Source organism: Dietzia massiliensis, assembly GCF_018390595.1.
Taxonomy (GTDB): Bacteria; Actinomycetota; Actinomycetes; order Mycobacteriales; family Mycobacteriaceae; genus Dietzia; species Dietzia massiliensis.
In genome coordinates, this window is sequence record NZ_JAHBAV010000031.1 from 13,816 (window position 1) to 39,644 (window position 25,829).

General features: G+C 72.6%; 23 protein-coding genes and 1 pseudogene. 8 read left to right on the top strand and 16 right to left on the bottom strand.

Annotation, left to right across the window (positions count from 1 at the left end):
- The 6 genes and pseudogenes from hrcA to KHA85_RS10055 form a co-directional block, all read right to left on the bottom strand.
- Positions 1-1,041 (bottom strand): heat-inducible transcriptional repressor HrcA, encoded by a 1,041-nt coding sequence (hrcA, locus tag KHA85_RS10030; protein WP_063974049.1) that lies wholly within the window; start codon positions 1,039-1,041, stop codon positions 1-3.
- Between the two features lie 74 nt (positions 1,042-1,115).
- Complete coding sequence (gene hemW, locus KHA85_RS10035) at positions 1,116-2,327, bottom strand: radical SAM family heme chaperone HemW (RefSeq protein ID WP_308936917.1); 1,212 nt, start codon at positions 2,325-2,327, stop codon at positions 1,116-1,118.
- Positions 2,328-3,286: 959 nt separating this feature from the next.
- A pseudogene (locus KHA85_RS18040) lies at positions 3,287-4,666 on the bottom strand (WS/DGAT/MGAT family O-acyltransferase); the annotation flags it as partial.
- 158 nt (positions 4,667-4,824) lie between these two features.
- Complete coding sequence (locus KHA85_RS10045) at positions 4,825-5,034, bottom strand: hypothetical protein (RefSeq protein WP_007629858.1); 210 nt, start codon at positions 5,032-5,034, stop codon at positions 4,825-4,827.
- A gap of 9 nt (positions 5,035-5,043) precedes the next feature.
- On the bottom strand, positions 5,044-7,152 hold the full coding sequence (locus tag KHA85_RS10050; protein WP_213185686.1) for a M3 family metallopeptidase: 2,109 nt from the start codon (positions 7,150-7,152) through the stop codon (positions 5,044-5,046).
- Positions 7,153-7,247: 95 nt separating this feature from the next.
- Positions 7,248-8,069 carry a TSUP family transporter gene (locus KHA85_RS10055; protein ID WP_213185687.1) on the bottom strand — a complete coding sequence of 274 codons (822 nt, stop codon included), beginning with the start codon at positions 8,067-8,069 and terminating at the stop codon, positions 7,248-7,250.
- Positions 8,070-8,095: 26 nt separating this feature from the next.
- Between KHA85_RS10055 and KHA85_RS10060 the strand changes: the two genes are divergently transcribed.
- The gene (locus KHA85_RS10060; RefSeq protein WP_061913702.1) at positions 8,096-8,608 is read left to right on the top strand and encodes a CGNR zinc finger domain-containing protein; all 513 of its coding nucleotides are present in this window, start codon (positions 8,096-8,098) and stop codon (positions 8,606-8,608) included.
- A 17-nt stretch (positions 8,609-8,625) separates the two neighbouring features.
- On the opposite strand, the gene lepA is transcribed toward KHA85_RS10060, so the two are convergent.
- A complete protein-coding gene (lepA, locus tag KHA85_RS10065) occupies positions 8,626-10,485 on the bottom strand; it encodes a translation elongation factor 4 (protein WP_213185688.1) in 1,860 nt (619 codons plus the stop codon).
- Between the two features lie 59 nt (positions 10,486-10,544).
- A complete protein-coding gene (locus KHA85_RS10070) occupies positions 10,545-11,267 on the bottom strand; it encodes an EthD domain-containing protein (RefSeq protein WP_213185689.1) in 723 nt (240 codons plus the stop codon).
- Positions 11,268-11,299: 32 nt separating this feature from the next.
- Here KHA85_RS10070 and KHA85_RS10075 point away from each other — a divergent pair, with 32 nt between their 5' ends.
- Positions 11,300-11,848: a type II toxin-antitoxin system PemK/MazF family toxin gene (locus KHA85_RS10075; protein WP_213185690.1), complete on the top strand. Its 549-nt coding sequence runs from the start codon at positions 11,300-11,302 to the stop codon at positions 11,846-11,848.
- Here KHA85_RS10075 and KHA85_RS10080 read toward each other — a convergent pair.
- The gene (locus tag KHA85_RS10080) at positions 11,833-12,624 is read right to left on the bottom strand and encodes an AraC family transcriptional regulator (RefSeq protein WP_213185691.1); all 792 of its coding nucleotides are present in this window, start codon (positions 12,622-12,624) and stop codon (positions 11,833-11,835) included. The two genes, KHA85_RS10075 and KHA85_RS10080, sit on opposite strands and share 16 nt — an antisense overlap.
- Before the next feature lie 82 nt (positions 12,625-12,706).
- On the opposite strand from KHA85_RS10080, the gene KHA85_RS10085 reads away from it, so the two are divergent.
- Together KHA85_RS10085 and rpsT are read left to right on the top strand one after the other, a co-directional pair.
- Positions 12,707-13,207, top strand: a complete 501-nt coding sequence (locus tag KHA85_RS10085; RefSeq protein ID WP_213185692.1) for a VOC family protein — start codon at positions 12,707-12,709, stop codon at positions 13,205-13,207.
- 179 nt (positions 13,208-13,386) lie between these two features.
- Entirely contained in the window at positions 13,387-13,647 is a 261-nt protein-coding gene (rpsT, locus tag KHA85_RS10090) for a 30S ribosomal protein S20 (RefSeq protein WP_007629872.1), read from the top strand.
- A 171-nt stretch (positions 13,648-13,818) separates the two neighbouring features.
- On the opposite strand, the gene holA is transcribed toward rpsT, so the two are convergent.
- Positions 13,819-14,793 carry a DNA polymerase III subunit delta gene (gene holA / locus KHA85_RS10095; RefSeq protein WP_213185693.1) on the bottom strand — a complete coding sequence of 325 codons (975 nt, stop codon included), beginning with the start codon at positions 14,791-14,793 and terminating at the stop codon, positions 13,819-13,821.
- Positions 14,794-14,970: 177 nt separating this feature from the next.
- Here holA and KHA85_RS10100 point away from each other — a divergent pair, with 177 nt between their 5' ends.
- On the top strand, positions 14,971-15,894 hold the full coding sequence (locus tag KHA85_RS10100; protein ID WP_213185694.1) for an SDR family oxidoreductase: 924 nt from the start codon (positions 14,971-14,973) through the stop codon (positions 15,892-15,894).
- Positions 15,895-15,956: 62 nt separating this feature from the next.
- Here KHA85_RS10100 and KHA85_RS10105 read toward each other — a convergent pair whose 3' ends face one another.
- A complete protein-coding gene (locus KHA85_RS10105) occupies positions 15,957-16,886 on the bottom strand; it encodes an SDR family NAD(P)-dependent oxidoreductase (RefSeq protein WP_213185695.1) in 930 nt (309 codons plus the stop codon).
- Positions 16,887-17,021: 135 nt separating this feature from the next.
- Between KHA85_RS10105 and KHA85_RS10110 the strand changes: the two genes are divergently transcribed.
- Both KHA85_RS10110 and KHA85_RS10115 read left to right on the top strand, forming a co-directional pair.
- Positions 17,022-18,146 carry an XdhC family protein gene (locus KHA85_RS10110; protein WP_308936915.1) on the top strand — a complete coding sequence of 375 codons (1,125 nt, stop codon included), beginning with the start codon at positions 17,022-17,024 and terminating at the stop codon, positions 18,144-18,146.
- The gene (locus KHA85_RS10115) at positions 18,143-18,700 is read left to right on the top strand and encodes a nucleotidyltransferase family protein (protein WP_213185697.1); all 558 of its coding nucleotides are present in this window, start codon (positions 18,143-18,145) and stop codon (positions 18,698-18,700) included. The genes KHA85_RS10110 and KHA85_RS10115 overlap by 4 nt, the downstream gene beginning before the upstream one ends.
- 30 nt (positions 18,701-18,730) lie before the next feature.
- On the opposite strand, the gene KHA85_RS10120 is transcribed toward KHA85_RS10115, so the two are convergent.
- Genes KHA85_RS10120 through KHA85_RS10130 form a run of 3 tightly spaced genes read right to left on the bottom strand, consistent with a single transcriptional unit; the run spans position 18,731 to position 22,391 of the window.
- Entirely contained in the window at positions 18,731-20,833 is a 2,103-nt protein-coding gene (locus KHA85_RS10120) for a xanthine dehydrogenase family protein molybdopterin-binding subunit (protein WP_213185698.1), read from the bottom strand.
- The gene (locus KHA85_RS10125) at positions 20,830-21,861 is read right to left on the bottom strand and encodes an FAD binding domain-containing protein (protein ID WP_213185699.1); all 1,032 of its coding nucleotides are present in this window, start codon (positions 21,859-21,861) and stop codon (positions 20,830-20,832) included. Before KHA85_RS10125 ends, KHA85_RS10120 begins: the two co-directional genes overlap by 4 nt.
- Positions 21,858-22,391 (bottom strand): (2Fe-2S)-binding protein, encoded by a 534-nt coding sequence (locus KHA85_RS10130; RefSeq protein ID WP_007629892.1) that lies wholly within the window; start codon positions 22,389-22,391, stop codon positions 21,858-21,860. Before KHA85_RS10130 ends, KHA85_RS10125 begins: the two co-directional genes overlap by 4 nt.
- Before the next feature lie 146 nt (positions 22,392-22,537).
- On the opposite strand from KHA85_RS10130, the gene KHA85_RS18475 reads away from it, so the two are divergent.
- A complete protein-coding gene (locus tag KHA85_RS18475; RefSeq protein ID WP_213185700.1) occupies positions 22,538-24,193 on the top strand; it encodes a RecQ family ATP-dependent DNA helicase in 1,656 nt (551 codons plus the stop codon).
- Here KHA85_RS18475 and KHA85_RS10140 read toward each other — a convergent pair.
- Both KHA85_RS10140 and KHA85_RS10145 read right to left on the bottom strand, forming a co-directional pair.
- Positions 24,180-25,619, bottom strand: coding sequence for a ComEC/Rec2 family competence protein (locus KHA85_RS10140; RefSeq protein ID WP_308936916.1), 1,440 nt, complete (start codon positions 25,617-25,619; stop codon positions 24,180-24,182). The genes KHA85_RS18475 and KHA85_RS10140 overlap by 14 nt on opposite strands.
- Positions 25,616-25,829, bottom strand: a 214-nt coding sequence (locus KHA85_RS10145; RefSeq protein ID WP_213185701.1) for a ComEA family DNA-binding protein, incomplete at its 5' end; no start/stop codon positions are given. The genes KHA85_RS10140 and KHA85_RS10145, both read right to left, overlap by 4 nt.

Sequence of the window (25,829 nt, forward strand, 5' to 3'; positions counted from 1 at the left end):
TCAGCGCCCGGTGAGGAGTTCGCCCACGTAGTGGGCAACAGCGGCGACCGAGGCGATTGTTCCCGGGTAGTCCATCCGAGTGGGCCCGAGCACCCCCATCCCGCCGAACGTCTGCCCCTCCGCGCCGTACTGCGAGGACACCACCGAGGCACCGCGGATCTCGGCGGCCTGGGTCTCCTCGCCGATCTGCACGGTCACCCCGCCGGGGCCGCCCCGGCCCACGGAGTGGGCGGCGGTGAGCAGTCGCAGGATCACCACCTGTTCCTCAAGGGCCTCGAGGACCGAGCGCAGGGAGCCGTCGAAGTCGGCGGCGCTGCGGGTGAGGTTGGCGGTGCCGCCCAGGACGATGCGGTCGTCGGGGTGCTCGACGAGCGTCTCCACCAGCACGGTCACGCAGCGCTCCACGGCGTCGCGGTACTCGGGCCGGGCGCGCTCGCCGGTCGCGGCCAGGGCGTCCGAGGCGTCGGACAGGCGCTTGTCGGCGACGGCCTCGGACAGCAGGCCGCGCAGCTCGGCGAGGTGCTCGTCGGTGAGCGGGGCGGCCAGCTCGACCGTCCGCTGGTCGACACGGCCGGTGTCGGTGATGAGGACCAGCAGCAGGCGCGTGGGGGTCAGGCTCACCACCTCGAGGTGGCGCACCGTCGAGCGGCCGAGGACCGGGTACTGCACGACGGCGACCTGTCGCGTGAGCTGGGAGAGCAGGCGGGCGGCGCGCCGGAGCACGTCGTCGAGGTCGACCGCGCCCTCGAGGAACGCCCGGATCGCCCGCTTCTCGGCCCGCGAGAGCGGGGTGATCTCCTCGATCGAGTCGACGAAGTGACGGTAGCCCTTCTCCGTGGGCACGCGCCCCGAGCTGGTGTGGGGTTGAACGATGAACCCCTCGGCCTCGAGCACCGCCATGTCGTTGCGGATGGTCGCGCTGGACACGCCCAGCGAGTGGCGGTCGACGAGGGCCTTGGACCCGACCGGTTCGTGGGAGGCGATGTAGTCGGAGACGATCGCGCGCAAGACCTCGGTCCTACGATCGGCCGTACTCGACATACCCGCTCCTCCCCTGTGCCCGTTGTTCTGCCGATTCTATGCCAGTTCCTGCACTGATGGCCCAGTCGGCGGCGTCACACGAGCACGTCGCGGACGACGCCGTCGGCGAGCAGACGGCCCGCCTCGGTCAGCGCGTACCCGGGGCCGGCGGGATCGTCGGCCGCCCGGCGGCGCAGCAGCCCGGCCGCCACGCGCTCGTCGGCGCGGGCGCGCTCGTCCGCGGTGAAGGCCTCGTCGCCGAGCCCCTCCGCCAGTCGGAGCCCGGTCATGATCCGCTCGATGTGGCGGTCGGAGTCGTCGAGCAGTTCCCCGCCGTCGACGGGGAGTCGACCGGCGTCGCACTCGGCGGCGTAGCGCGCGGGGTGCTTGACGTTCCACCACCGGGCCCCGGCGACGTGGGAGTGGGCACCCGGCCCGACGCCCCACCAGTCGCCGCCGCGCCAATAGCCCATGTTGTGGCGGCAGTACGCCGAGGAGTCGGTGGCGAAGTTGGAGACCTCGTACCAGTGGAACCCCGCCCGGGCGAGGCGGTCGGCCACCTGCTCGTACCGGTCGGCGAGCACATCGTCGACGGTGCCCGGCATCTCGCCCCGGCGGATCCGGCGGGCCAGGGCGGTGCCGTCCTCGACGATCAGCGAGTAGGCGGAGACATGGTCGACACCGGCGCCGACGACCGCGTCGAGGGTCCGCGCGAGGTCGTCGTCGGTCTCCCCCGGCGTGCCGTAGATGACGTCGAGGTTGACGTGCTCGAACCCCGCCCGCAGCGCCTCGGCGACCGCCTCCTGCGGCCGACCGGGGGTGTGGGTGCGATCGAGGATGCGCAGGACGTGCGCGGCGGTGGACTGCATGCCCAGCGAGATGCGTGTGAACCCGCCCTCGCGCAGGCGCGCGAAGAACTCGGGGGATGTGGACTCGGGGTTGCTCTCCGTGGTGACCTCCGCGCCGGGGGCCAGGCCGAAGGCGGCGTCGATACGCGCGAGGAGGCCGACGAGGACGTCCGCGCCGACCAGCGACGGGGTGCCCCCGCCGATGAAGACGGTGTCGACCTTCGGGGCCGCGCCGGCGGAGGACAGCGCCTGCGCGGCCCTCTCGATCTCGATCGCGGCAGCGCGTTCCCAGTCGACGGGTGAGGTCGCCGATCCGAGTTCGCCGGCGGTGTAGGTGTTGAAGTCGCAGTAGCCGCACCGGGTGGAGCAGAACGGCACGTGGAGGTAGATGCCGAAGGGCGCCTCGGGGTCGCGTGCCGGTGGCGTCGCCGCCAGCTCGGCCGGGTCGTGTGGCGCGATCGTCACATCTGACCGGTCTCGGTGTCCGATCCGGTCTCACCTCCTGTCGTGCCCGGGGTGGGCAGCGTCTCGATCGGCGGGGTCGTCGTCACCGAGAGCTCGTCGTCGTCAAGGACTGTAACCGCAGGCGCGCCGTACGTCGGTGTCCGGGAGGCGTCGTCGGGGGTGCCCGGCCCCGCGGGGGCGTCCGGCACGGCGGTCGGCCGAGCGGGGCCGACGTCGCCGTCGGGCGTGGTCGCCGCCGGAGCGCTGTACGTCGGCGCCTCGGGTCCGTCCGGGCCGCCTCGGTCGGCGCCGGTCCCCCCGCCGGCGTCGCCGCCCGTGGCCGCGGCCGGCGCCGGCGGGACGGTCGGCGTCGGCACCGCCGGGGTCGGGTCGACGGACTGCGCGTCACCGGCGGGGCCGGCGGCCGTGGGTGCGCTGTAGGTCGGCGCCTGCGCGGCGTCGTCCGGGGTGCCCGGGCCCGCGGGGGCGTTCGGCACGGCGGTCGGCCGAGCGGGTCCGGCGTCGCCGTCGGGCGTCGTCACCGCCGGAGCGCTGTACGTCGGCGCGGCGGGCGCGTCCGCGCGGGCAGCCGGCCGCGGTGCGGACCCGGTCGGCTTGGAGCCGGTGGGCTTGTTCTGTCGCTTCGCGGCCGCACTCTGCTTCGTGGCGGCCTTCTTCTTGGCGGCCTTTTTCGCCGGGGCCTTCGCGGCGGGGGTCTTCTCCGCGCCTGCCTTCTTCGCCGGTGCCTTCTTCGCAGAAGCCTTCTTCGCGGGAGCCTTCTTCGCGGGAGCCTTCTTCGCCGGCGTCTTCACGGCGGCCGCTTTCTTCGCGGGTGTCTTCCTCGCCGGCGCGGGGCGCTCCGCCACCTCGGTCGACTGCTCGTCGAGGGTGGCCACCGCGGTGGAGGTGCCCTCCCGTACGGCGACCTCGGCCCCGGCCGGGCCCGTCGGATCGCCACCGCCGTCGCGCTCGTCCGCCGCGGCGACGAATTCCGCCAGCGCGTCCTCGACCGCGTCCGCGAGCGGCCACGGATCCGGCACGAGGTCCTTGCACCCGATGAACCCGAAGTGGAGGCGTTCGTCCAGCGACATCACAGTGCAGTTCAGGCCGGCGCCGTGGAACACCGGGCCCATAGGCATCATCTTCTCGATCTTCGCGCCCAGGAAGTACAGCGGGAAATTGGGGCCGGGCACGTTCGAGACCACCAGGTTATGCACGACCGGGTGACGCTCGGAGAGTCGTAGCCGCGAGTACATACGCACCGCGGACCCGAACACCGACGGCGCGGCGAACTGCGCCCAGTCCGTGAGCAGGTTGGCGTCCAGGGCGTCGGTGTGGTCCTTGGCCACGGTGTTCGCGTCGCGGATCGCCTCGAGCCTCCCGACAGGGTCGTCGATATCCGTGGCCAGGGACATGAACATCCCCGACACCCGGTTGGTGCCGGGCCGGGACTCCGCGGCGTGCACGGACATCGGCACCATCGCGATGAGCGGCTTGCGCGGCAGGGCGTCCAGATCGTCGAGGTACTTGCGCAGGGCGGTGGAGCACACGGCCAGCACCACGTCGTTGACCGTCGTGCCAAAGGCGTTCTTCACGCGCTTGACGTCCTCGAGGTCCACGCTGGCGAAGGAGATGGACCGGTGACCGGTGATGGTGCGGTTGAACGGGGTGCGCGGAGCCGTGAACGGCGCGGGCATGGCCAACCCCTTGCGGGCGCGATTGATCCACGACGGCAACACGCCGAGCGTGCCCGGCAGCAACGAGGCGAGCCGCCACGGCGTGGCCAGGCGCGACAGCGCCCCGCCGACGGCGAGCTCCAGCGCTCCGGAGCCACCGGCGCTCTGGCCGACCAGCTCCTCGTCGAGGTCCGGGTCCTCGGGCGTCAACGTGCACAGCTGCGAGAGCATGTTGGCTCCCGTGACGCCGTCCACGGTGGAGTGGTGCATCTTCGCGAACACGGCGACCCGACCGTCCCGCAGGCCCTCGATGACGTACATCTGCCACAGCGGCATCGACCGGTCGATCGGCTGGCCGGCGAGGTGGGCGCACAGCTCCGCGAGTTCGTGATCCCCGCCGGGGCCGGGGATACCGACGCGGTGCAGGTGGTGGTCGATATCGAAGTCCTCGTCCTCCACCCAGACCGGATGGTCCACGTTGAGCAGCGAGTCGTGCAGCTTACGGCGGAACGGGGGCATCGCGGTGATCCGGCGGGAGAGTTCGTCCCGCAGGGCCCCGAACGAGTACCCGTCCGGCATCTCGGAGACATCCAGCACGATGAGCCCGCACACGTGCAGGAGCTGGGATCTGGTTTCGAAGTAGAGAAAGCTGGCGTCGAGCCCACTCAAGCGCTGCATGGAGGGAGTGTACGTCCGGGTTTCGGCCCACGGGTCGCGTTGCGAACGGTTCCGTGCAGCGAATGTGAACGGGGTCTACAGGACCTCGACGAGGACCCATGCGATCACGACGAACGCGATCAGCAGGACGAGGGCGAGTGTCACACGCGACCGGGGCATCAGCGGACCTCCTTCCCGGTCTCGGCGGTCCGCGGCGCGACGAGCGCGCGGAACCTCTGGACGAGCAGATCCGCGATCCACTCCACCGCCACGGCGACGAGGAGGAACAGCGGGACCCCCATCGCGAGCATGATCGCGACCTGCAGGGGGAACGGCAGGGTGGCGAGCCAGAGCTCGGCCCTGTCCCAGAACTGCAGGAGCGCGGTCACGCAGGGATCCTACGGCCGCCCGGTGGCGGCGGCGCGGCGACCTCCCACCACCGAGGAGTCGAGCCCGCGTCGGCGAAGCAGGGCCGCCGTGTTCGGCTCGGACCCGCGCATCCGCCGGTAGGCGTCGAGGAAATCGATCGCGCCGCCCCGCGAGAGGACCTCGCGCCGCATCCGGTCCCCCGAGTCCCGCTTCAGACCACCGCGCTCCACGAACCACTCGGCGGCGTCGGCGTCGAGCACCTCGGCCCAGAAGTACGAGTAGTAGGCGGCCGAGTACCCGCCGGCGAAGATGTGCTGGAAGTACCGCGACCGGTACCGCGGCTCGATGCCCGGTACGTCGAGGCCGGCATCGGCCAGCACACGGGCCTCGAACTCGTCGACGTCGGTGACGGCCTCCGCCTCCTCCGGGGTGAGCGAGTGCCACTCGAGGTCGATCAGGGCGGCGGCGAGGTACTCCACGGTGGCCTGGCCTTCGCCGAAGCGCTCGGCCTCCCGCATCCGCTCCACCAGTTCTTCACCGATCGGCTCCCCTGTCTCGACGTGCCGCGCGTAGCGGGCGAGCATCTCCGGCCGGCGCGCCCACATCTCGTTGACCTGGGACGGGAACTCGACGAAGTCGCGCGGGACCGAGGTGCCCGAGAACACCGGGTACTCCACGTCCGACAACAGTCCGTGCAGGGCGTGACCGAACTCGTGGAACATCGTCGTGACCTCGTCCATGGTGAGCAGCGTGGGCTGCCCCGCCGCGGGACGGGCGAGGTTCATGACGTTGACGACCACCGGGCGGGAGTCCAGGAGCCGGGACTGGTCCCGGAACGAACTCATCCACGCCCCGCCGCGCTTGGTCGGACGGGCGTAGTAGTCCAACAACAGCAGGCCGACGCCTGCATCCGGCTCCGAGCGCTCGTCGTCGAACACCTCGATCACGCGGACATCGGGCAGGTATCCGGCGAGATCGGTGCGCTCGGCGAAGCGCAGGCCGTACAACTCCGACGCAGCGTGCATCACCCCGTCGTGCAGCACCCGCTCGAGCTCGAAGTACGGACGGACGGTCGCGTCGTCCACCCGGAACCTCTCGGCCCGCAGCCGCTCGGACTCCCACGCCCAGTCGGCGGGGTGCAGTTCGCGCTCCTCGCCACCGAGCAGGTCCTTGGCCTCGTTGCGGGCGTTGGTCACCGCGGCGTCGACCACGTCGAGCAGCAGACCGCGGGCCGCCTCCGGGGTCCCGGCCGTCTCCACGGCGAGGACGTGTTCGGCGTGGGACCCCAGCCCGAGCAGGCGGGCGCGCTCGGCGCGCAGGCGCACGATCTCCAGCACGATCGGGGTGTTGTCGTGCCCCGCGGTCGCGCCCCGGCCCAGCGAGGCCTCCGACACGCGGCGGCGCAGGCCCGCGTCGTCGAGCCAGGCGGTGATCGGCTGGACCGTCGGCAGCCCGAGCGGGATCAGCCAGCCGTCCCGGCCCGCGTCGGCGGCGGTCGCGGCGAGCGTGGCACGCATCGACTCCGGCAGCCCGGCGAGTTCGGCCTCGTCGGTGACGGGGACGGCCAGTTCCGTGGTGGAGGCCAGCAGGTTCTCGCCGAACTCCGTGGTGAGCTCCGCGAGACGGGTGTCGATCGCGGTGAGGCGGGCCCGGCCCGCGTCGTCGAGCGCGGCACCGGCACGGAGCAGGTCCCGGTGGTGCCGGCGGACGAGCCGCGCGGTCTCGTCGTCGAGGTCCGGCTCGCCGGACTCCAGCGCGGAGTGGACCGCGTCTACGCGCGCGAACAGGCCGGGGTCCGTCATCACGGCCGAACGGTGCGCGGCCAGCAGCGGCGAGACGACCCGTTCCACGGCCAGGCGGGCGGGCGTGGCGTCCGGGCCGAGCAGTCCGTAGAAGACCGACAGGACCCGGTCCAGAGCACGGCCCGAGCGCTCGAGCGCGACCACGGTGTTCTCGGCCGTCGGCGGCTCCGGGTTGCCCACGATCGCGGCGATCTCCGCCGCGTGATCGTCGATCGCGGTGCGGATGGCCGGCTCGAGATCCTCGTCCCGCACCGCCGCGAAGTCGGGCAGTCCGTACGGCAGCGGGGACTCGTCGAGCAGCGGGTGACGCGGGGCCTCGGGGCTCGGAGTGGTCATGAGGGGCAGTCTACGTCCGCTCCCCGACCGTGCCCCCGTCCGCTCACGACCGCCGCGCGGCAACGCGCGTCACGTGCACCGCGCGGCAGCGCACCTCACACCCACTGCGCGACGGTGTCCCACGCCAGCCTCACGGCCAGCATCGCGATGACCGCGAGGAACACGGTGCGGATGAACTCGTTGCCGCGGTTCATGGCCATGCGGGCCCCGAGGAAGCCCCCGGTGAGGTTGGCCAGGGCCATGCAGCCGCCGAGGATCCACAGGACCTCGCCGTGCACACCGAACACGAGGATCGAGGCGAGGTTGGTGGTGAGGTTGGCGATCTTGGCGGCCACGGTGCCCTGGAGGAACCCGAAGCCCAGGAACGCGACGATCGCGATGACGAAGAAGGATCCCGTCCCCGGGCCGAGGATGCCGTCGTAGAAGCCCACCACCACGCCGATGAGCGCCGAGCGCCACGCGCGGGACCAGCCCGAGTGCCGCTCCTCGTGGACACGCCCCAGGCTCGGCTTGAACCACGTGTAGGCCCCCACCGCGACCACCGCCACCAGGACGAGCGGGGTGAGCAGCTCCTTGGGGATGAAGCGGGCGACGGACGAGCCCGCCGCGGAGCCCGCGAAGGCGGCCACGACCAGCGGCGCGACCATGGCCACCGGGACCCGGATCCGGCGCAGATAGGTCGCCGTGGCCATGAGCGTCCCGGCCACCGACGAGAGCTTGTTGGTGCCGAGGATCTCCGGGGTGGAGGTGTCGGCGGGGAGCCCGATGACCAGCGCCGGCAACTGGATCAGTCCGCCCCCGCCGACCACGGAGTCGACCCAGCCCGCGATGAACGCCGCCAGCACCAGGGCAGCGAGGACCCACACCGAGACACCGACGGCGGACGACGAGGCTGCGCTCGCCAGGGAGAAGGACATGCCGGTAACTGTGCTGTAATCGGTTTGTGTATATCAACCCTTACGGAGCCGATCCGGTCACCCTGGCCGCCGACCTGGCCAACCGCCGCCCCCGCACCACCCGCGAGCTGGTGGACCGCTGCCGCGAAGCGGGTGTGACCATCGATCGGAGCGCCTCCGACGCGGACCTCGGGGACCTGCTGACGTTCCTCGACGACTGGCTCGTCGTCGTCGACACCACCGACCCCCGTGAGCGCGCCACCGCGCTCAACGCCCTGCTCGCTGACCACTCGGGGCCGCCCCGCCTGACCGACCACGACGGACACTGGCACGTCCACTACCGCGCCGACGACGTGTGCTTCGCCCGGCTGCTCACCGCCATGTTCTCGGTGGGCACCGCCCTGCACCTCACCTCACGCGGCATCGACCGGCTCGCGCGGTGCGCGGCCGACGACTGCGACGCCGTGTTCGCCGACACCACCCGCAACGGGCGCAAGGCGTACTGCTCGACGCGCTGCACGAACCGGTGCGCGGTCCGCCGCCACCGCGCCCGGGCCTGACGCGGTCGACGCCCGCGCTACTTCTTGTCCGCGCTCGAATCCGCCGACAGCGCCGCGACGAAGGCCTCCTGCGGCACGTCCACCCGGCCGATGGACTTCATCCGCTTCTTGCCCTCCTTCTGCTTCTCCAGCAGCTTGCGCTTACGGCTGATGTCGCCGCCATAGCACTTGGACAGCACGTCCTTGCGGATGGCGCGGATGTTCTCGCGCGCGATGATCTTGGACCCGATCGCCGCCTGCACCGGCACCTCGTACTGCTGACGCGGGATGAGCTCCTTGAGCTTGACCGTCATCTTGTTGCCGTACGCCTGCGCGTGGTCGCGGTGCACGATCGCGCTGAACGCGTCCACAGCCTCGCCCTGTAGGAGGATGTCGACCTTGACCAGGTCCGCGATCTGCTCGCCGGCCTCCTCGTAGTCCATCGACGCGTAACCCTTGGTGCGGGACTTGAGGGAGTCGAAGAAGTCGAAGATGATCTCGCCCATCGGCAGCACGTAGCGCAACTCCACCCGCGTCTCCGACAGGTAGTCCATGCCCTTCATCTCGCCGCGCTTGGACTGGCACAGCTCCATGGTCGTGCCAACGAACTCGCTGGGCACGATGATCGTGCACTTGACGATCGGCTCGTAGACCTCGCGATTCTTGCCCTCGGGCCAGTACGAGGGGTTGGTGACCTGATGCTCGGAGCCGTCCTCGGCCACGACGCGGTACACGACGTTCGGGGCGGTGGAGATGAGGTCGAGGTTGAACTCGCGCTCCAGGCGGTCGCGCGTGATCTCCATGTGCAGCAGGCCCAGGAAGCCGCAGCGGAAGCCGAAGCCCAGCGCCACCGACGTCTCGGGCTCGTAGTCCAGGGACGCGTCGTTGAGGCGCAGCTTGTCCAGGGCGTCGCGCAGCACCGGGTAATCCGAGCCGTCGATCGGGTACAGGCCCGAGAAGACCATGGGGTTGGGCTCGGCGTAACCGGGCAGCGGCTCCTCCGCGCCGTTCCGCGCGGCGGTGACCGTGTCACCGACCTTGGACTGACGGACGTCCTTCACGCCGGTGATGAGGTAGCCCACCTCGCCGGGGCCGAGCCCGTCCGTGGCCTTGGGCTCGGGCGAGATGATCCCCACCTCGAGCGCCTCGTAGGTGGTGCCCGTGGACATCATCTTGACCTTCTCGCGCGGCTTGAGGGAGCCGTCGACCACGCGGACGTACGTGACCACACCACGGTAGGTGTCGTACACCGAGTCGAAGATCATCGCCCGCGGCGGGGCCTCCGGGTCACCGACCGGGGCGGGGATGGTCTCGCACAGCTTGTCCAGCAGCGCCTCGACGCCCATGCCCGTCTTGCCGGAGACGCGCAGGACGTCGCCCGGCTCGCAGCCGATGATGTGGGAGATCTCCTCGGCGAACCGGTCGGGGTCCGCGGCCGGCAGGTCGATCTTGTTGAGCACGGGGATGATCTCGAGGTCGTTCTCCATGGCCAGGTAGAGGTTGGCCAGGGTCTGTGCCTCGATGCCCTGCGCGGCGTCCACCAGGAGGATCGCGCCCTCACACGCCTCGAGCGCGCGGGAGACCTCGTAGGTGAAGTCCACGTGACCGGGGGTGTCGATCATGTGCAGGACGATCTCCTCGCCCTCGTGCGCGCCGGAGCGCGGCACCCAGGGCAGGCGGACGTTCTGCGCCTTGATGGTGATGCCGCGCTCGCGCTCGATGTCCATGCGGTCGAGGTACTGGGCGCGCATGAGCCGCTCCTCGACCACGCCGGTGAGCTGCAGCATCCGGTCGGCCAGCGTCGACTTGCCGTGGTCGATGTGCGCGATGATGCAGAAGTTCCTGATCCTGGCCGGATCGGTGAACGTCGTCTCTGCGAAGTTGGGAATCTCGATCACTCCTGGAGGCGGGCCCGGGTGCTGCTGGATTGCGGTCCGTCCGGGCGATCACCCCATTGTCACACGCCCGCAGCCCGAACACCCACCACGTATCGGCCCGTGGGGACGGCGTCCACGGTGCCGTCGTCGAGGAACCGCGCGGTCGACGCGGTCATCGCCCGCATGTTGGCCGTCATACGCTCGTCGTCCCCTCGCGCGTCGAAGAACACGCCCAGGTCCGTCGCCGCCTCGGCGGGGAAGACCTCCTCCACGATCCCGTCGATCCGCGGGGCGTCCGGCGTGAGCGCGCGGACCACCACGTGCTGGGTGTAGGAGGTGGTGGACTGGGTATCGATCGCCACCCGCGTGTGCTCCTCGAGCCACACACGCAGCCACTCCTCACGCCCGATCCGCCCCGGCCGGCGCAGGAACGCGATATTGGCCATCCCCTCGCAGCGCCCGTCAGGTCCGGGCGCCGGGGCCGGCAGGGGTTCGGACGCGGTGACCGACCACGCCGACACCGGCCCGAGCGCCCCCAGCGCCGCGAGGAGTTCGGCACACGCGGTGGCCGAGGCGACCGGCACCCGGGCGCGGACCACCGCGAGCACCGGCAGCTCGGTGACGCGCACGTCGATCATCGCGCCGGCGACCTGTTCGTTGCGCACGTTGACCACGACCTCGTCGACGCCCAGTGCGGCCAGCGGCCCCGTCACGGCCTCCGCGATCCGCCCGCGCAACCCCTGCGCCCCCGCCGGCCCCACCGGCCCGTCCTGTGCCCACACCACGGCCAACAGCATGTCCATGGGCCGATCCTATGGCGGTTACCCTGACGGGCATGGCAATCGACTGGGCCCGCGTGGGTCGCACGGCGGTCCGGATGGGCCGTAGATACGGACCGACGGTCGCGCGCGAGGTGCGCAGGCGTCTGGACGACCGGGGCGTCTCCCCCGCCCTCTCGCGTCAGGCCGGCGCGCCGGGCCGGCCGGCCACGACGCGCACCGCACCCACCTCGAGCCGCGCGCGCACGATCTCCTACACCCCGGACCTGGACGGTCACGCCGATCCCGGCGAGATCGTGTGGACGTGGGTGGAGTTCGAGGAGAACGACGGACGCGGAAAGGACCGGCCGGTCCTCGTCGTGGGGCGTGACGGGGACCGTCTGCTCGGCCTCCAGTTGTCGTCGAAGGACAAGCGGGACGACGACGAGGAGTGGCTCGGACTCGGATCGGGGCCCTGGGACTCCGAGGGCCGGCCGAGCTGGGTGCGCCTGGACCGGGTGCTGGACGTCCCCGAGCAGGGCATCCGACGCGAGGGCGCGATTTGCCCGCGACAGAAGTTCGAGCAGGTCGCCGAGCGGCTCCGCGCGGACTACGGGTGGCGCTGACGTCGGTAATCCCGCGCCGCGAGCCCGAGGGTCGAGCGGAAGTCCGCCGCCAAATGTGACTGGTCCGCGTAGCCCAGCTCGGCGGCGACGTCGGCGATCGTGACGTGCCGGTCCCGCCGTAGTCGCAGTGCCGCCTCCTGTAGCCGGTAGCGGCGGATGATCCTCAGCGGGGACAGGCCGATGTACTGCGCGGCGAGGCGCTGCAGCGCCCGGGTCGACATCCCCATCCGCTGCGCGAGCTGCTCGACCCCGACGATCCCCGGGTCGGTCTCCACCATCTCGATGAGCCGATCGGCCAGTCGCGCGCCCTCGGCCTCGCGTCGGGGGGCCCGGGCCACGGTCGTCCACCACCCGGACATGACCCGGGCGGCCGCCGCGTCGTCGCCCGCCTCCATGAGCCGGGCGACGTCGACCTCGAGTTCCCCCGCCCCGTGGAACGGGATCTCCTCGTCGACGATCTCGGCGGGGGCGACCCCGAGCGTGGCCAGACCGACGGCGCGCAGGAGCACCCCGAACGCCCATCCCCGGCCCTCGAGATGCCGGGAGGAGGCGGCCGTGGTCGGACCGGACAGGGTGATCCCCCCGGGCTGGACGACCAGGTTCGCCGCGGGGAACGGCAGCAGCGCCTGGATGGACACCTCGCCGTCCGGCAGGTCCCACCGCGCGATCCAGTACCACCGGGCGAGAGGGGCGAGCCCTTCCGGCACGGCACGCCGGTGGAAGGTGGGCAGCGCGTCGGGGTAGAGCACGCCGCGCGCGTCGTCGAGATCGCTCATCGCCGAACCCCGATCCGCCGGAGGGGACATCTGTCGCGAATCTACAAGTCCGCGCGTGATCGCGCGCCCTAGCGTCATCGGCATGACCACACCGAACACGCGGGCCGGCGCGACCGGCGAGTACACGACGGACGGGATCCCGCACGGGCGCACCAGCCTCACCCCGTTCCTGGCGCTCCGCGACCCCGCCGGGGCACTGCGCTTCTACGCGGAGGCCTTCGGCGCGCGCGTCTGCGGGGTGACCGAGATGGGCGGGGTCGTCGTCCACGCCGAGCTCGACTTCGGCCACGGCAGGCTGCAGCTCGGCGCGGTCAACCCGGAGTACGGCCTCGTCGCGATGCCCGACGGCGACGACGACTGCTACTCCCTCGGGCTGTACTGCCCGGACGTCGACGGCGTGGTCGAGCGGGCCGTCGCCCTCGGCGCGACGGTCCGCGAGCAGATCGCCACGTTCGTCTCCGGCGACCGCTACGCTTCCCTCCGTGACCCCTTCGGGGTGCGGTGGTCGGTGATGACCCGTGTCGAGGACCTCTCCGACGCCGAGAGCGACCGCCGGGTGGCCGAGTGGGCGGCGTCCCAGTAGCGTGGTCGGCCGCGACGGGGGTCGGCCGACGTTTTGGCCGGTGAGAACCCCACTGGTAAAGTGGGCCGTCGGTGTCCACCGGAGCACGTTCCACGTGCCCGCACGGACGAGACGACCAGACATCAGATCGGCGGGATCCCCTCGTGGAGCCGTCGACACACGACATAAAGGTGTGACGAGTGGCCAACATCAAGTCCCAGATCAAGCGGAACCGCACCAACGAGCGCAACCGCCTCCGTAACCAGTCGACCAAGTCGGCTCTGCGTACCGCCATCCGCAGCCTGCGTGAGGCCACCGAGTCCGGTGACAAGGAGAAGGCCGGCGCCCTGCTCGTCGCCACCTCCCGCCAGCTCGACAAGGCCGCCAGCAAGGGTGTCATCCACCAGAACCAGGCCGCCAACAAGAAGTCGGCGCTGACCAAGGCCGTCAACAGCCTCTGAGTCACCCCGGCGCTCCCCCGCCGGGAGCCGCCCAGCCCCGCGTCAGCGTCACCGACGCGTCGAGGCTCCGAGGGCCCACTCCGCACCACGTGCACGGGGTGGGCCCTCGTCGTGTGCCCCGCCACCTCGGCCGTGGGACACGGACAGGCGCCGGCAGTGGGCGCCCGCCGGTCAGAGAGAGGCCAGTGACCCGACCTCGCGCACCGCGCGCTCGAGGGCGTAGTACGGGTTCTCCGCCCGACCCTTGACCTCGCCGTTGAGCCGCGCGACCACCTGCAGTGCGGTGCCCAGCGTCTCGATGGACCAGTAGCGCGTCTGGGCGGTGACCTTCTTGACCTTCCACGGCGGCAGGCCCTGCTTGGCCAGCTCTGCCGGCGGGGCACCGCGCTGGGTGCCCACCAGGGCGATCGAGTTCACCGCGTCCGCGAGCGCGTCGGCGAGCACCACCTCCGGCACCCCGGTGTGCAGCGCCCACTCGAGCGCCTCGATCGCGCCGGCCACGTCCCCGGTCACGGCGCGCTCGGCCACCGTGAACCCGCTGACGCCCACCACCCCGGAGTGGTAGCGCCGGACGGCTTCCACGTCCACCTTGCCGCCGGTGTCGGCCACGAGCTGCCCGCACGCCGACGCCAGCTGACGGAGGTCGGTCCCCACGGCCTCGACCAGTGCTTCGCACGCCTCGGGGGCCACACGCACGTTCAGGCCCCGGAACTCTGACCGCACGAACCCCACCACGTCCATGTGGCGGGTGAGCTTGCCGGCCGCGTGCTCCTCCGCGCCGGCCTTACGGAGATCCGCCACCAGTGTCTTGGCGCGGCCGCCGCCGGTGTGCTGGACCACCAGGACCGTCTCCGGCGGCAGGTCCCGCGCGGCGTCGAGCACCGCGGCCTGGGCGTCCTTGCCCAGTTCCGCGGCGCCGGTGACGACCACGATCCGCGCCTCGCCGAACAGAGACGGCGAGAGCAGCTCGAACAGCTGCGGGGCCGTCACCTCGGGACCACCCAGCCGGGAGACCACCGGCGGGTCCTGCCCGGCCGGCGTGGCCGCGCGGACCGCCGAGACGACGCCCGTGGTGGCGCGCTCGGTGAGGAACTCGTCCTCCCCCAACACCAGGTGCAACACAGCGGGTGCGGACCCCGATGCCATCTGCGCTCCTCGTCGTCGTCCTCGTCGTCGTCGTGCCCCGTCATCGTGCCACGCGCCTCCGACCGGTCGCCCGCTCCCCGGCCCGTGGCTACGTTGGGGCACCGAGGCCACCCCGACGGGCGACGCCGAGGCGTCGCCCCGGGCGCGCGGAATCACACCCGACCCGGAAGGTAGGACATGAGCCAGAACCAGGACACCCACACCACCCGGACCGACCAGCTGACGTTCCAGAACCCCGTCACGCGGTACCCCACCATCGAGCCGCCGGTCCAGCACCAGCCCGAGCCGGGCCTGGGCGCCGACCTCGAGCCGCGCGCCGACGTCGGCGAGCACTCCTACCGGGGTACCGGTCGGCTCACCGGCCGCAGGGCCCTCATCACCGGCGGTGACTCCGGAATCGGCGCCGCGGTGGCCATCGCCTTCGCCCGCGAGGGCGCCGACGTGGCCATCCACCACCTGCCCGCCGAGGAGGCCGACGCCCGCGCCGTCGCGGAGATCATCGAGCGCGAGGGACGCACGGTGGCGCTCCTGCCCGGCGACCTCACCGACCGCACGTTCTGCGAGGGCCTCGCCGATACCGCGGCGGAGCAGCTCGGCGGGCTCGACATCCTCGTGAACAACGCGGGCAAGCAGGTCGTGGCCCCGGACCTCGAGGACCTGCCCGACGACCAACTCACCGACACCTACGGGGTGAACATCATCGGGATGGTCCGCGTGACCAAGGGCGCGCTGCGGCACCTCGAGCCCGGGTCGACGCTCATCAACACCACCTCGGTGGTGGCGTACATGCCCGCGCCGAACCTGCTGGACTACTCCTCGACCAAGGCGGCGATCAACAACTTCACCAAGGGCCTCGCGCAGCAGCTCGCACCCAAGGGCATCCGCGTCAACGCCGTCGCGCCCGGCCCCATCTGGACGCCTCTACAGGTGTCGGACGGCCAGGAGAAGCAGGACCTGCCGGAGTTCGGCACCTCCACCCCGCTCGGCCGCGCCGGGCAGCCCACCGAGCTCGCGCCCGCCTACGTGTTCCTCGCGTCGCCGGAGTCGAGCTACGTGGTCGGCGAGACGCTCGCGGTGACCGGCGGCATGCCGACGCCCTAGCGCGGCCGCGAAGCGCTCCGCGGCGCGGCCTCACGGGGGCGCGGCCTCACGGGGGCGCGGCCTCACGGGCGGCGCTCGCCGTCCTCCATCACCATCCGCTCGCGGGTGTCGCCGTGCACCTCGGTCCCCTCCGCGATCGGCTCGTGGAGGGCGCCCGAGGTGTCCGGGGCGGGCGTGCCCTTGCCGATCTCCGACTCCGAGAGCTTGCCGGAGAACCGCTCGGTGAGCTCCTTGAACAGCCGGTGCGAGGCGTGGGAGCCGCGCGCCTTGGGGCCGACCGGCTGCTCCTGCTGCGGGTCGACGCACGCGTCGACGATCGCGTCGACGACGATGTCCGGGTCGTCCATCGCCGCCAGCCTCGGCGCGTGGCCGGTGTAGTTGCCCACGTGGTCCCACCAGGGCGTGTCGGCCGCCCACGGCAGGATGGTGCCGACCTTGATCGTCTCGTGCAGTCCGGCGAGCCGCAGCTCCTCGTTGAGCGAGCGGCCCAGGCTCGTGATGCCGGCCTTCACCGCGGCGTAGCTGGCCTGGTACGCGAGCGGCACCTCGCCGGCGACCGAGCTGACATTGACCAACACGCCCTCGCCGCGATCGACGAACCGGCGCAGCGCCACGTGGGCGCCGGTCATCATCCCCTTGAGGTCCACGTCGACGAGCCGCGCGTGGTCGGCGAGCGGGATCTCCCAGAACAGGCCCATGACGCCGACCGCGGCGTTGTTGACCCAGACGTCGATGTGCCCGAACCGGTCCTCGGCGGCCGTCGCGAGCCGCTCGACCGCGTCGGCGTCGCTGACGTCGGTGGGCACCGCCAGCGCGGTGCCGCCGGAGTCGGTGATCTGCGCGACCACCTCGTCGAGGACGCCCGGGCGTCGGGCGGCGACGACGACGTGGGCGCCCAGCTCACCCAGCTTCAGCGCCGTGCCGCGGCCGAATCCGCTCGAGGCGCCCGTCACCACGACCGTCCGTCCTGCCAGGTCTTCCCGCTTGCTCATTCCTGCCCCCTGAGGGTCGGCGACGTCGGGATCCGTTCTCGCGGTTCATGGTCCACCGCGTGCGCTGGCCGTGCATCCGGTCAGTGGCCCGGGCAGCGGATGCGGCGGCTCGCGGGGCTCGCGATACTGGGCGGCGTGGATCTCGTGCTCGACGCCGTGCGGCGGTGGCGCCGCGACGGGACGCCGTGTGCCCTTGCCCGGGTCGTCCACACCGGGGGCTCGGCGCCCCTGCCGGCGGGTGCCGCGATGGCGGTCGCCGCCACCGGTGACGTCGTCGGCGGGGTCTCGGGCGGCTGCGTGGACGGGACCGTGTTCGAGCTGTGCCGGCAGGTCCTCGACGACGGTCGCCCCGCCCTGGCGCGGTTCGACGGGTCCGACGGCTCCCCGCTCTCCGAGGGGCCGACGTGCGGCGGGACGTCAGAGGTCTTCGTCCAGCCCGTCGACGCCGCGGGCCATACGCTGCTGGGCCGTCTCGACGAGCTGCTGCGTGGCCGAGAACCCGTCGTCCTGGCGACCGCGCTGACGGGCGACCGCGCCGGCACGCACCTGCTCGTCGGAGCCGACGGCGCCGAGGGCTCCCTCGGCGACGACGACCTCGACCGGCGCATCGCCCGCCTCGCGGCCGGACACCTCGGCCGGGCCGGCGCGATCACGATCGACCTCGACGGCCGCGCCAGCCCCGACGAGGACGGCCACCACGACGGCCCGGACCGGGAAGGCGACCCGGTGGCCCGCGTCCTACTGCACTCCTTCGCCTCCCCCACCCTGCTGGTCTTCGGCGCCAGCGCGTTCGGCGAGGCACTGAGCCGCGTCGGCGCGATGCTCGGTTACCGGGTGGTGGTCTGCGACGCCCGACCCGCGCTGAACGGGCCGGAACGGTTCCCCGACGCCCACGAGGTCGTCACCCGGTGGCCGCACGACCACCTGGCCTCGGTGCCCGTCGACGAGACCACGGCCATCTGCGTGCTCACGCACGACCACAAGTTCGACATCCCGCTCCTGAGCGCCGCTCTGCGCGGCCGCGCGGGATTCGTCGGGGCGATGGGCAGCCGACGCGTCCACGCCGAGCGCCTGGAGTTGTTGCGGGCCGAGGGCCTCACCGAGAGCGAGCTGGCACGACTACGCTCCCCCATCGGCCTGGACCTCGGTGCGCGCACTGCCGAGGAGACGGCGTTGTCGATCGCCGCCGAACTCGTCGCGCACCGGCGCGGCGGCTCCGGCGCCCCGCTGTCCGGGCTCGACGTGGCGATACACCGGTGACCGGGCTCGTCCTCGCGGCCGGGGCCGGCCGGCGCTTCGGCCGCCCCAAGGCCCTGGTCGAGCTCCACGGCACGCGGCTCGTCGACCGCGCCGTGGCCCTGCTCCGCGAAGGCGGGTGCGATCGCGTCGTCGTGGTCAGCGGTGCGGTCGAACTCGCCGTGCCGGGCGCCGAGGTGGTGCCCAATCCGCTGTGGGAGACGGGGATGGGGTCGTCGCTCCGCGCCGGGCTCACGGCGATCGGCGGGGACGACGTCGTGGTGGTGCCCGTGGACATGCCCTGGCTCGGTGCGGAGGCGGTCCGCCGCGTCGCCGCCGCCGGGTCCTCGCTGGCGGTCGCGACCTACGGCGGAATCCGAGCCCACCCGGTCCTCCTCGGCGCCGACCACCACGCGGGCGTCATCGACTCGGCGTCCGGCGACGCCGGGGCCCGTCACTACCTCCGGGCGCACTCCCACCTGGTCACGGAGGTCCCCTGCGACGGCACGGGGTCGCCGCGCGACGTCGACCGGCCGGAGGATCTGGCGTCCGCGACCGGCGACCACCGCGCCCGCTGAGCCCCGCTTGACCGGCGGTCGCCGCCGCGCCTACTGATCGACCGGAAGATACTCCAGCAGCGCGTCGGCGTGGACGGGCAGGTCGCGGATGCGCGCACCGGTGGCGTTGTGGATCGCGTTGACCACGGCGGCCGCGCTGCCGACGTTGCCGATCTCCCCCGCCCCTCGCGTGCCCATCGGGGTCGCGAACTCGTCGACCTCGTCCAGCCAGACCGCGTCGATGTCGGTGGCGTCGGCGTGGGTGGGCACGTGGTAGTCCGCTAGGTTCTGGGTGACGACGTGGCCGAACCGGGTGTCGCGGACGCTCTGCTCGTGCAGCGCCATGGACAGCCCGAAGGTCATGCCGCCGATGAACTGCGACCGCACGGTACGGGGATTGACGACCCGGCCGATCGAGAACACGCCGAGCATCCGTGGCACCCGGATCTCGCCGGTGTCGGCGTCCACGCGGACCTCCGCGAAGTGGGCGCCGAACGAGATCGCACGATAGCGCTCGAGCTCGGGGTTGTCGCCGGCGGCGGCGGTGGTCTCCGCACCCGCCGGCGGGTCGTCGCCGTACCGCGTCCGGAACCGCCCGGCCGCGGCGAAGATGGCCGACCCCCACGACGAGATGCCGGACGAGCCGCCGGCAACGGTGGCGTACGGCAGGGCGGTGTCGCCGATCTCCAGGGTGATGGCCTCGGCGGGGACCCCGAGGGCGTCCGCGGCGACCAGGGTGAGCGCGGTCCACGTGCCGGTGCCGATGTCCACGGCGCCGACCTGCACGCGGTAGCGGCCGCCGCCCTCCGCGCGGATCGTGGCCTGCGACCCGGGCTGCACCATGTGCGGGTACGCGGCGCTGGCGACGCCGTAGCCGACCAGCCAGCGACCGTCCCGGCGGGACGCCGGTGTCGCGGGGCGCTCGGACCACCCGAAGCGCTCGGCGCCCTCGCGCAGGCAGTCGACCAGACGCCGCGAGGACCACGGTCTACCGGACTCGGGGTCGGTCTCCGGGTCGTTGCGCACCCGCAACTCGATCGGGTCGAGCCCGCACGCCTCGGCGAGTTCGTCCATCGCGACCTCGGCCGCGAACGCACCCGGGGCCTCCCCCGGCGCCCGCATCCAGTACGGGGCCGGCACGTCCAGGGGGACGGCGTGGTGGAAGGTCCGGCGATTGGGCGCGGCGTACATCGAGCGCGACGGCACGGCCGACTGCTCGACGAACTCCTTGACCCGCGAACTCTGCGACCACGCCTCGTGGCCGATCGCGGTGAGGCGGCCGTCCGCGTCGGCGGCCAACCGGACCCGCGAGACCGTCCGCGGGCGGTAACCCACGAAGACGAACATCTGCTGCCGGGTCACCGCATACTTGACGAGTCGGCCCGGCAGATGCATGGCGCCCAGCGCCGCCGACACGTCGTGGGCGTGCGGCGCGCCCTTGGATCCGAACCCGCCGCCGACGTGCGGGGCGATCACCCGGATCTGCTCTGCCTCCAGCCCGAGGACGGGCGCGAGCGTGGAGGCCACGCCGTGCGGGGACTGTGTGGAGTCGTACATGGTCAGCAACGGGCCGTCGGGGTCCCAGTGCGCCGAGACGGCGTGCGGCTCCATCGGGTTGTTGTGCTCCTCCGGCGTGGAGTAGCTCTGATCCACCACGTGGCCATGCGTCTGCGCGCGGGCGAGCGACGGCCCCATCTCGCCGGTCGAGGACGCGGGCTCGTAGCCGCCGTTGACCACCTCGGGCTCGTAGACGTCCGGGTGGTCGGTGCGGAAGCCGACGTCGTGGGGCTGCTGGTCGTACTCCACCCGCACCAGCGACTGCGCCCACCGGGCCGCCTCCGCCGTCTCGGCCAGGACGAGACCGATCGGTTGGCCGCGGTAGAGCACGTCGGTGTCCTGACATATCACGTACTCGCGCTCGGAGGTGTCGGCCAGCCGCGGGGCGTTCCACGGCGTGAGGACGGCCAGCACCCCGGGCTGCGACTCGGCCTCGGAGGTGTCCATCGAGGTGACGGAGCCGCGCGCGATGGTGGAGGTGACCGGGTGGAGGAACACGGGCTCGCCGGGCCCGGTGTGCTCGAAGGCGTACTGCGCGGTCCCGGTGACCTTCGCGGGCCCGTCGAGCCGCGGGGTCGAGGTGCCGATGGCGCTCATCGCGCACCCTCCTCTCCGGTGACGCCCGCGTGCCTGCCCGCGGCCTCCGCGGCAAGGTCGCGCAGGACGGCGATGATGGTCCGCCGTAGCAGCGGGACCTTGAATTCGGCGCCCTCTACGGGCGTCGCGTCCGCGAGTTCGGCGTCCGCCGCCTCGGCGAACGCGGAGGTCGAGACGGCGCGCCCGACGAGCAGCTCCTCGGCCCTGGCCGCCCGCCACGGCTTGTGCGCCACCCCGCCGCACGCGATCCGGACGCCGGTGATCACCTCGTCGTCGTCGATCTCCAGGTGCGCGGCGACGGAGACGAGCGCGAACGCGAACGACGCCCGGTCGCGGACTTTCCGGTAGGTCGAGACGGCGCCGGTCAACGGCGGCGGTAGCTCCACCGCGACCACCAGTTCGTCTCGCTCGAGGACCGTGTCGAGATGCGGCCGGTCCCCCGGCAGGCGGTGGAAGTCGGCCGCCGGTATCCGGCGCTCCCCGCCGGGCCCGAGGGCCACCACCGTCGCGTCGAGCACGGCCAGCGCGACGGCCATGTCGGAGGGGTGCGTGGCGATGCAGTCGTCCGAGTGACCGAACACAGCGTGGTAGCGGGTGTACCCACCGATCGCGGAGCACCCACTGCCGGGCTCGCGCTTGTTGCACGGGGTAGTGACGTCCTGGAAGTAGACGCAGCGGGTGCGTTGGAGGAGGTTGCCGCCGGTCGTGGCCAGATTGCGGAGCTGCGGCGAGGCCGCCGAGAGCAGCGCCCGGCTCAGCACCGGGTAATCCCTGCGGATGAGCGGGTGCCCGGCCAGGTCGGCGTTGCGCGCGTTGGTGCCGATCCGCACCCCGCCCCCGTCCAGTGGGTCGACGGTGTCCAACGGAAGCCGGGACACGTCCACGATGACGTCCGGGGTCGCCACCCCGAGCTTCATCAGGTCGACCAGGTTGGTGCCGCCGGCCAGCGGTCTCGCACCCTCGTGCTCGCTCAGCAGCGCGACGGCCGCGTCGGCGTCCTCCGGGCGCTCGTAGCGGAACGGTCTCATGGTCGGGCCCCTTCCCGGTCGGCGGGCGCAGAGTCCCGGACCTGCCGGATCGCGGCGACGATGTTCGGGTACGCCGCGCACCGACACAGATTGCCGCTCATCCGTTCCCTGATCTCCTCGTCGGTCAGCTCGACCTCGGCGTCGAGGTCCTCCGTGACGTGGCTCGGGGTGCCCTGTCCGGCCTCGTCGAGCATCCCCACGACGCTGCACACCTGCCCGGGTGTGCAGTACCCGCACTGGAACGCGTCGGTGTCGACGAACGCCTGCTGGACCGGATGGAGCCCGTCCTCGGACAATCCGGCCGCCGTGACGACGTCCCGGCCGTCCTGTGCCACCGCCAGGGACAGGCACGAGGTGACCCGGCGGTCGTCGACCAGCACGGTGCACGAACCGCATTGGCCGTGGTCGCACCCCTTCTTGGGCGAGTAGTTGCCGATCCGATCGCGCAGCGCGTCCAGCAGCGTGGTCCGCGTGTCCACCGTGACCTCGTGCTGCGCGCCGTCGACCCGAAGCGTGATGCGCATCTCCATGAGCCGACTGTAAGTGCGCCCGTGGGGTGGGCGCGACCGGTCGGCGGGAGCCGCGCGCGGTGGCCGATGCCCGGCCTGCGCTTACCCTCGGGGGTCCGGGACCATCCCACCGCGGGCCGCCCGACCGCGACGGAGAGGACGCACACGTGACGACGACGCAGGCCGAGCCCACCGATCCCCTCGAGGTGGCGGAGCGCGTCTTCGGATGGGACGAACTGCGGCCGCCGCAGGCCGAGGCGATCCGGGCGGCGGTGAGCGGCCGCGATGTGCTGGCCGTCCTGCCCACCGGTTACGGCAAGTCGGCGATCTACCAGCTCGCCGGGATCATGACGGAGGGCCCGTGCATCGTGGTCTCCCCTCTCATCGCGTTGCAGACCGACCAGTGCGAGGGGCTCAACGAGCTCGCCGCCGCCGCTCCCACCCGATCGCTGGCGATCAACTCCTCGATGGGCGCGCGGGCGCAGGCCGAGGCGTGGGACGACGTCGTCGCCGGGCGCGTCGACTTCGTGTTCCTCACCCCCGAGCAGTTGGCCAAGGCCGAAGTCCTCGACCGCCTCCGCCAGGCGGGCCCGAGCTTCCTCGTCGTGGACGAGGCGCACTGCGTGTCCGCCTGGGGGCACGACTTCCGTCCCGACTACCTCCGCCTCGACACCGCACGTCACCGGATGGGGTCACCGACCGTCATCGCGCTCACCGCGACCGCCTCGACACCGGTGCGGGAGGAGATCCTCGACCGCTTGGCCATGTCCGACGCGCTCGTGCTCGCCGGCGGCTTCGACCGGTCGGAGCTGCACCTCGCCGTGCGGCGCCACGTGGAGGACGACGACAAGAAGGACGCGGTCGTGGAGCGGGCCGTCGAACTGGTCGGTCCCGGGCTCGTCTACACGGCGACCCGCAAGGCCACCGAGGACTACGCGGCTCGCATCGCCGAGCGCTCGGCCGCCGCGGACCGTCCGTTGAGGGTCCGCGCCTATCACGCCGGGCAGAAGGCGGCGGAGCGCGAGGAGACGCTGGGCGCCTTCCTCGACGGTCACCTCGACGTGGTGGTGGCGACGAACGCGTTCGGGATGGGCATCGACAAGGAGGACGTACGGTTCGTCCTCCACGCCGACATCCCCGACTCGCTGGACACCTATTACCAGGAGGCCGGGCGCGCCGGACGCGACGGCGAGCCGGCCACCATCGAACTGCACTACCGCAGCGAGGACCTCGGCCTCCGCAGCTTCTTCTCGTCTCACAGCGCGGACGAGGAGGTGATCCGAGCCGTCGTCCGTCACCTGCGCCGAGCGGACGGGCCGGTGCGACTGAGCAAGCTGAAGAAGGCCGTCGACGCGGGCGGGAAGCGTGTCACGGGCGCGGTCAACCTGCTCGAGGCGGCCGGCCTGCTCTCCTCCGGCAAGAAGGGGCTCGAGCTCGTCGAAGACGTGCGTCCCAAGGAAGCGGTGCGCCGCGCGGAGGAGATGTCCGAGACGCTCGAGAGAATCGATCGCTCCCGGATCGAGATGATGCGCGGGTACGCGGAGACCGACGGGTGTCGACGCCAGTTCCTGCTCGGATACTTCGGTGACGAGCTCGCCGATCCCTGCGGGAACTGCGACACCTGCGACGCCGGCACGGCCGTGGACATCACTCATGATGCGGCGGACTTCCCTCTCCAGTCCGCGGTGACCCACCGGGAGTGGGGGCCGGGGATCGTCATGAGTGTCGATGACGACCGCCTCACCGTGTTCTTCGAAGAGCAGGGGTACCGGACGCTGTCCCTGGATCTCGTCCGTGAGCAGGAGCTGCTCACGCGGGCGTGACCGTCGGCGAGCCGGGGAGGCCGGCAGCGACGCCGGCGACGGTGTCGAGCCACCACAGCGCGGGCGCGCACGCCGCGGCCAGCGCCACGGCCCCGCCCTGCCACAGCGGGCCGAGCGCGGCGGCCGCGGTGCCCAGCACCGTCACGACCGGCACCGCGGGGGCGACCGCGATGTTCGCGGGTAGCGCCCACGGCCCGGACCCGAGCCCGGAGGCCACGAGGATCGGGAGCGTGGCCACGTGCGCGACCAGGCAGACCGCCAGGACGTCGGCGGCGGGGCCGGGAATCCACGGTCGGCGAAGCCGCTGGGCCACCGGCCTCGCGGCCACCACCAGCGCGGCCGTCGCGGACACCGACAGAACGAAACCCGCCCCCGTCGCCGTCGCGGGGTCGAGGAGTGCCACGAGGAGGACGATCGCCGCCAGCGCCGCCAGGGGCCTGCTGGTGCGGCGCGCGCCCAGGGCGGCCAGGCCGATCGCCCCCGTCCCCGCCGCGCGCAGCACCGCCGGCTCCGGGCCGACCACCGCGACGAACCCGGCCAACGCGAGGGCCGCGGCCAGGAGGCGACCACGACGACCGACACCTGCCGCGGCGGCCGCGAGCAGCACCGCTCCGACGACGTAGGTCGTGTTGGCGCCCGAGACGGCGGCGAGATGCGCGAGCCCGGACGCGCGGAACTCGTCCCGTGTCTCGACCGACACGCCGCTCTCGTCGCCGAGTACGAACGAGGGCAGCAGGCCCGCGGACTCCCCGGACAGGGCCCGGTCGGACACCTCGCGGAAACGGTGCCGTACCGCCGCGGGGACCCGGCCGCTCCAGCCCGGAGGACCGGTGATCCGGGGTGGCGCGAGAGCCCGGAGGCCCGGCGGCTCGCCGACCGATCGGGGCTCCAGCACCGTCACCGAAGTGGTGACCCGGGTCCCCGGTGGCAGGCCCCGCCAGCCCTCCCGCGCGAGGAGCACCACGTCGAGCTCGCCGCGGCGCGCCGCGGTGCCCGTCCCGGTGGCCTCGACCCGCACGGGCACCATGACCCCGCCGCTGCGGACCGGCCTGTCGAACCCGGTCACCACCGCCTCCACACCGGTGCGGGCACCCACCAGATCGACCAGCGGGTGCGCGGCCAGCGCGTACGTCCGCGCCGCCTGGGCCCCCGCCGCGACCGCACCGACCGCGCACGCCAACGCCACCACCCCGAGTGCGACGCGGTCGGTCCTCGATCGGCCGCCCGCGCCCGTCGACCACGCCGCGGACACCACGGCGGCGGCCAGCAGCACCACCGCGAGGGCGGCCGCGACAGCGGGGCGGAGGGCGACAGTCGCAGCGGTGGCGACGAACACCGCGAGCGTGGGCACCACCAGCCGCAGGTCGCGGGCCGCCGGCATCCCAGGCGCCGCGTGGGCCGGCGCCCGAGGCTGCGGATCGGTCACACCGTCACCAGGGGGCGCAACTTCGCCAGCGTCGCCGGGCCTATCCCGTCGACCTCGACCAACTGGTCGACGTTGGTGAACACGCCGTTGGCCGACCGCCACGCGAGGATCGCCGAGGCGGTGACCGGCCCGACCCCGGGCAGGGACTCCAGGGCGGCGGCGTCAGCGGTGTTGAGATCGACCGGCCCGGCACCCGCTCCGGCGGGTGCC